Origin of the sequence: Candidatus Cardinium sp. cByotN1 (assembly GCF_022810525.1) — a bacterium.
In the GTDB taxonomy this organism is placed as follows: Bacteria; Bacteroidota; Bacteroidia; order Cytophagales; family Amoebophilaceae; genus Cardinium.
In genome coordinates, this window is the sequence record NZ_JAACGG010000100.1 from 1 (window position 1) to 6,693 (window position 6,693).

General features: G+C 36.5%; 5 protein-coding genes. 1 reads left to right on the forward strand and 4 read right to left on the reverse strand.

What is annotated here, in order from left to right; all coding sequences use genetic code 11:
- Positions 1 to 195 precede the first annotated feature (195 nt).
- The 3 genes from murG to MUW73_RS02915 are packed head-to-tail and all read right to left on the reverse strand — an operon-like array spanning position 196 to position 3,511.
- Positions 196 to 1,296 carry an undecaprenyldiphospho-muramoylpentapeptide beta-N-acetylglucosaminyltransferase gene (gene murG / locus MUW73_RS02905; protein ID WP_243018250.1) on the reverse strand — a complete coding sequence of 367 codons (1,101 nt, stop codon included), beginning with the start codon at positions 1,294 to 1,296 and terminating at the stop codon, positions 196 to 198.
- Positions 1,297 to 1,301: 5 nt separating this feature from the next.
- Positions 1,302 to 1,895, reverse strand: a complete 594-nt coding sequence (gene lptC / locus MUW73_RS02910; RefSeq protein ID WP_243018249.1) for an LPS export ABC transporter periplasmic protein LptC — start codon at positions 1,893 to 1,895, stop codon at positions 1,302 to 1,304.
- A gap of 50 nt (positions 1,896 to 1,945) precedes the next feature.
- Entirely contained in the window at positions 1,946 to 3,511 is a 1,566-nt protein-coding gene (locus tag MUW73_RS02915) for a Do family serine endopeptidase (RefSeq protein WP_243575236.1), read from the reverse strand.
- A 159-nt stretch (positions 3,512 to 3,670) separates the two neighbouring features.
- Between MUW73_RS02915 and cysS the strand changes: the two genes are divergently transcribed.
- Complete coding sequence (gene cysS / locus MUW73_RS02920) at positions 3,671 to 5,158, forward strand: cysteine--tRNA ligase (RefSeq protein ID WP_243018247.1); 1,488 nt, start codon at positions 3,671 to 3,673, stop codon at positions 5,156 to 5,158.
- 9 nt (positions 5,159 to 5,167) lie between these two features.
- On the opposite strand, the gene MUW73_RS02925 is transcribed toward cysS, so the two are convergent.
- Entirely contained in the window at positions 5,168 to 6,160 is a 993-nt protein-coding gene (locus MUW73_RS02925) for an esterase/lipase family protein (RefSeq protein ID WP_243575237.1), read from the reverse strand.
- Positions 6,161 to 6,693 lie beyond the last annotated feature (533 nt).

Sequence of the window (6,693 nt, forward strand, 5' to 3'; positions counted from 1 at the left end):
AACTGTTTATCTTTTCATCTGTAAACTGCGCTTTCTGATCGCACTTTTTTCAAAGGGCGCGTTTTTTTTATAGCATAAGCCATAGTGGTGAGTGAACGGAAACGTTTTTAGGATGCATTCACCATTGTAGTCATACTTCAAAAGTAAGAAAACATATCTAATTTTATCAATTAATTAAGTAAAAAAAGCATACCACTACCTTTTTATCAACTCAACGACTACTTCGACTAGCTTATTCTGGGCACCAGCATGTAATGCGGTAAAAGGTTCCATTTGCTTAACTAGCTCTAATTGTTGCGCCTCATCATTGAATAATTCTACTACCTTAGGAATAAGTAAAAAAGGACATTCCTGATCTGTAATCTGTATAACTGCCCCTTGGGCAACTAGTGGTAAACTATTTTTCGTTTGATGATCTCCTACAACATTGGATGATGGAACCAAAATAGCAGGTTTTTTTCTTACACAAAGCTCTGCTATGGATAGTGCTCCAGCCCTGGCAACAACAATATCAGCTGCTACATAAGCCATTTCCATATTAGTTAAATAGGGATAACATTTTATATAACGATAATCTTTCATAGCCTGTTTAATAGGCTCAAAATAACGCTCACCCGTTATCCATATAACTTGGATATCTAAGTTACTTAATTGTTCTTTCCATTCTAAAATAGTACTATTCAATACGCTTGCACCTCCACTTCCACCTACTACTAGTAAACACTTTTTATCCTGAAAAGCAGAAAAATTAAAATACTCAAGCGCATCCATTCGGTCTTCTTGAAAAGTACAGAGGGATGTACGTACAGGGTTACCGGTAAATATTACTTTTTCTTTTGGACAAGGAAAAATAACATTTGGATAACCTGTACAAATCTTGTTAACCCATCTAGAAAGCAATTGGTTGGTTAATCCAGCAACACTATTTTGTTCTTGAATAAGCGTAGGAACTTTTTGAATAGAAGCTACAAACAAGGTAGGAAAAGAGGCATAACCTCCTGTTCCAATAACTACATCAGGTTTAAATGATTTAATAATAGACCTTGCTTGATATAAGCTTTTTAAAAGAAGAAAAGGCAACAACAGGTTTTTAATAATTTTATTTCTTTGAAAGCCCCTTATGCTAATTCTCATAATAGGGTAACCAGCAGCAACTACTAGGCCTACTTCCTTACCTCCTTTTGCACCTACAAACAGGAAGGTCGCATTTGGAAATTGTTTTTTAATCCCATCGGCAATAGCTATCGCAGGATAAATATGCCCCCCAGTACCTCCACAACCTATCAAAACACGCATAAATATTATAATGGATTAGCCCCTAGAACAGTCTCTTTTTTTATGTCTACTGTTCCACTAGGCCCAGTGACTGTATACCTGGTTAAATCCTTTGTAGCGCGTAATAAACTCCCTTTTAACACATGCTCCTTATCTGCTATTACAACAGGGGCTTCTGTAAATATTACTTCTTGGTTCATATCATAACACAAATGCTCCGTGTTGATTTTGAATTGTTGCTGCGGCTTAGTAAGCAAAACATTTCCGGCTATCACACAAAGGTTTTTTTCTTTATTGTAAGAAAGCCTATTGGCTTGAATATGAATAGGACCTTCGCCTTTATCAGATTTACTACTTAATATAATGATTTCTATTCCACCTGTCAACGTTATATTTCCACTTTCATATTGACGCATCTCATATGCCCTAATGCTTATACGTAACTTACCAGAATTTGTCCCCAAGAGCTCAAATTGAGTAGTTTCTAATAGAGGAACCTCTTCCGGTAAATCATTTTCAGCATATACTGGAGCAGACCAGCTAATTATAGCAAATAAAAATAGAAATAGAAGGCCATTAAAACTGCAGATAAAGTTTAAAAAGATATTTTTCTTGATCATTATAAGCCAAAAAAGTATATAAAGGCCATCAATAGGTACATAGGCAGACCTTATTTCTCCTTATGATAAGTAGGACTACCCAAGTCAATAGCTATATAACCAGTAGCGCCCCCCTCATTAGGTTTTATAACCTGTATCAAAACAGGTTCTGTTGTACGTCGAATGATTTCAGCTAATTCCACTATACTTGCAACAGGTTTCTTATCAAACGCAACTAAGATATAACCTTTTTTAAGGCCAGCAGCTTGAAATTTTCCTTTGGTAACTTCCTCAACTAAAACACCACCAGAAAGCTTAAATTTAGCTTTTGTTTTTGGATCAAGATTCTGAAAAACAGCACCTTCTACTTTCAGTTTATTACCTTGTTCTACAATTTGCAACGCATCAGGTGCTTTTTCCAACAATACATTGACCATTTTTTCTTTACCCTTGCGATATAAGGTAATAGTTAACTTATCTCCCGGTTGAGAACAAGCGACTATTTCTTGTAAATCCGAATAATTATTAACTTTTCGCCCATTTATTTGGGTAATAACATCTTCTTTTTGCAATAGCTTTGCACAAGGGCTATGCTCTTGAATACCACGAATATAGACCCCACTAACTACTTTTAAGCCTAATTTTTCAGCTAACATAGCGTCCACATCACCAATGATTACGCCTAATAAGGCGCGTTGTACGGCACCATATTGGATAAAATCATCAGCCACTTTTTTTACTAAAGAAGCAGGTATCGCAAACCCGTATCCCATAAAGGAGGCAGATCTTGAAGCATAAATAGCCGTATTGATGCCAATTAATTCCCCATATAAATTGACCAATGCGCCTCCACTATTACCTTGATTGATAACTGCATCAGTTTGAATAAAAGATTGAATATCTAACTTTCCGTTACCACACTCCCCTAAGCGTCTAGATTTAGCGCTTACAATCCCTTGCGTGACTGTAGAATTTAAATTAAAGGGGTTACCAACAGCTAACACCCATTCTCCCACCTCTAACTTATCAGAATTACCTAACACTAGGGCAGGAAGGCCAGATGCTTCAATTTTTAAAAGTGCTAAGTCAGTACGAGGATCAGTACCAACCAATTTTGCTTCATAAGACCTATTATTATTCAAGGTTACTTTTATTTTGTCTGCCCCCTCAATCACATGGTTATTCGTAACAATATATCCATTACTTTTGTAAATAACACCAGAACCCACAGATTCTTGAGCAGGCCTCTGATACTCTTTGGGCATCACTAGTCTATCTCCAAAAAATTCTTGAAACAATTGCTCTAAAGGTGTAATATGCCGCTTAAGCAATTTAGGATCTTGAGAGGCGTGTATATGCACTACAGCTGGTGTAGCTACTCTAGCTGCATAGGTAAAATCAGGCAGTTTGGTTAACAGAGGTTTGTCTTCTGATGCTAATGGAAGCTTCTCGAATGGTTGATGCTGTTCTACAGAAGGAAGCCGAACCTGTTGGGTAGCTACTGTAGCAAGCATTGGTTTTTGTTTTTCACCTAGTATATAAGGCAAACGGAAACATGACCACACACCAAATAGAGTCAATACAATTATACTAAATAGGTTTCTTCCTACAGATTGCTTCTTAAATTGTTCATACATAGTGATTTTATTTTTGTAATTTTACAATTGTTTGCTGCTGTTTAATTCGCCCAAAGCTTAAAACTCTATGCACAAAATGCTATGGAAGTGCATATTATGCTAAAAAGGAACATATAAGTACACTAACAAAAATCTAAAATATTTTTGACCTATACAAATATGCAGCAACCATTACATATCTACAATAGTTTAACCAGACAAAAAGAATTATTTAAGCCCCTTAGGCCGCCTTTTGTGGGTATCTATCTATGTGGTCCTACCGTTTATGGCAAAGCACATCTGGGTCATGCACGCGCTGCCATTACCTTTGATATACTCTTCCGCTATCTACAACACTTAGACTACAAGGTTCGTTATGTACGCAATATTACCGATGTAGGCCATCTGGAAAGAGATTTAGACGAAGGCAAGGACAAAATAGCACAACAAGCCAAGCTAGAAGAGGTAAGTCCTATGGAGGTAGCGCAACGCTATACCAATAACTATCGAAAAAACATGGAACAGCTTAATCTATTACCTCCTAGCATTGAGCCTTGTGCAAGCGGACACATTGCCGAACAAATTACCATGATAGAAAAGATTATTCAAAATGGGTTAGCCTATATAATCGATGGATCTGTCTATTTTGATGTAGCTAAATACAACCAAATGCACCATTATGGGAAACTTTCAGGTAGAATGATAGAAGCAACCCGGTCAGGTACGCGTTCATTAGCCAAACAAACAGATAAAAGAGATCCCGTAGATTTTGCCTTATGGAAAAAGGCAACACCGATGCATATTATGCGTTGGCCTTCTCCCTGGGGGGAGGGTTTTCCTGGATGGCACATTGAATGCTCTGCTATGTCTGCAAAATATTTAGGCAACCAGTTTGACATTCACGGAGGTGGCATGGATTTGCGCTTTCCACACCATGAATGCGAAATAGCACAAGCACAAGCTAGCTTAAAAACCGATTTGGCTACCTATTGGATCCATAATAATTTAGTTACAATTAATGGAGTGAAAATGGGTAAATCATTGGGTAACTTTATTACACTAGACGAGCTTTTTACAGGAAACCACTCAGCCATAGACCAACCTTATAGCCCTATGGTATTACGCTTTTTTATGCTACAGGCCCACTACAGAAGCACACTTTCTATTACAGTAGAGGGCTTACAAGCAGCCTATCAAGGCTATCGCAGGTTAATGAACGGTTGGTATCTATTGACTCAGCTCGAACACGAAACTGTAGAAACCACTCATACAAATGGTAGGTTAGATGAGGCCATTTATGCAGATTGTGCCGCTTGCTATAGCGCTATAAACGATGATTTCAATACAGCAAAGGTTTTAGCAAGCTTATTTAATTTGCTAAAAAAAATAAATGGATGGCACAATGGCACATTGAGTTACGCAGCTATTTCGAAAGCCGCATGGAATGAATTACGCAAGACTTATACTACTTTTCTTATAGACCTACTAGGGCTCAAAGAAGACCATAACGCTTCTATTCATCCTATGCTAGAGATAGTGTTAATGACTTACCAAAAGGCTAAAGCAGCAAAACAGTATAATCAAATTGACTTTATACGTACTACGCTTCATAAAATAGGAATTGCTATAAAAGATCATCCAAATGGCATACGTTGGGAATATCAATAGCGTTCTTTTTCAAGCAACCTCTGCGATACTTTGTGGTGTATTGGTTTTTTGACTGGATGGTTGATATAGTACTTTTTGGGCAAATTCCTTAATCTTTTCAAATGCAAGAGGATGCTCAAGTATATTGTGGAATTTTTTCTCAGGTGGTAATGGTAAAATTTCATTATGAATCGCATTTGGTACTACAAATTGTTCGAAATTTTTATTTTTGCCTGCAATATTATCTGCACGCTGACTGTAAAGAGGTACTACCATATCATGTGCTTTATTTGCGCTATTATTCGATTCACCCACTATAATATTGGTCCATGCGTTACGTAAATTGTTAAAATCATAGTTGCTTTTTTTGCTTAGAAAAACCCCAAAGTCACTTTGGGCCCCTCCTATAGCTAAAATAGGAATTAATAGCTTAGGAAGCTTCTCTGCAACTTCATATAAAAATTTGCTCTTTGGCTTTAAATCTATTATTCCACTGCATTTACTTACTTTTTGGTAATCATTGATTCTCGCTTGCAAAGTGGTATGCATAAAATGAGCACTTTCTTCTCCTTTATAGTCATAGTCCATGGAGAATCTCTGCATATCTATACGAACACAATCAGATTGGAGACGTTGCAACAATAATTCTTGATCTGCATTAGCAACAGGAGCGCCTTCCCATGGCGTAGCTAGGGTAATGATTCCTTTTACATTTAATAGATCATTGTATGCATCATACATTTTATAAGCACGAAGGCCACCTTGACTATGCCCTATTAGTAGGGTAGGCCTGTTACATACATCAGGTATTTTTTCTAGCAGCTCCTTAAAAGTGCTGTTGCCTTGTTCTTTTATGGAAAACAGCGCAGTATTATAGTCTTCAACACTAGTCAAAGCAATAACAAGAGCATCAGGAAAAGCCTGTTCAAGATTTTCTTTTAGGCTATTGAAACAGGAACTTTTTGAGCCTAAGCCATGAAAAAGAGCAATTACGGGGTTACCTTTATCTTGTTTTAGATTCAAATTTGAATTTGAATCTGTTAAAGTGCCCCCACTTAGTCTAGCACAATTAAAACCAGTAATAGAAAGGAAAATAGTTAGATAAATAACAATATTAAAATAAAACATTTATTTATAGCGCACTTAGCGTTTTTATTTAGATTTAATTAGACCTATATGCCCAATAGGCTGACTGCAAATTATTTATACTAAATATATTGGAATACTCGTTTAGCCTTACTAGTAGAGTACACAAAAAGCAGCTTTAAAAATTCGTTTTTTACCAATGTCATAAACACATAGTGGATTCAATTTAAGGATTATATTTTACTGATCTATTTCAACTGTAAGTTTCACCATCTGATTGCAATTATTTTACAAAGGTCATTTTTATAAGTAGCCTTTATAGTGGTGAATAGATAGATAAAAAGTTTCCGTTCACCACTATGGCTTATGCTAGGAAAAAAACGCGCCCTTTGAAAAAAATTACTGAAAGCTTAGTTTACAGATGAAAAGAAAAACAGTTGCCGGAATGGATTGCAGAAAGGTTCCTGTTT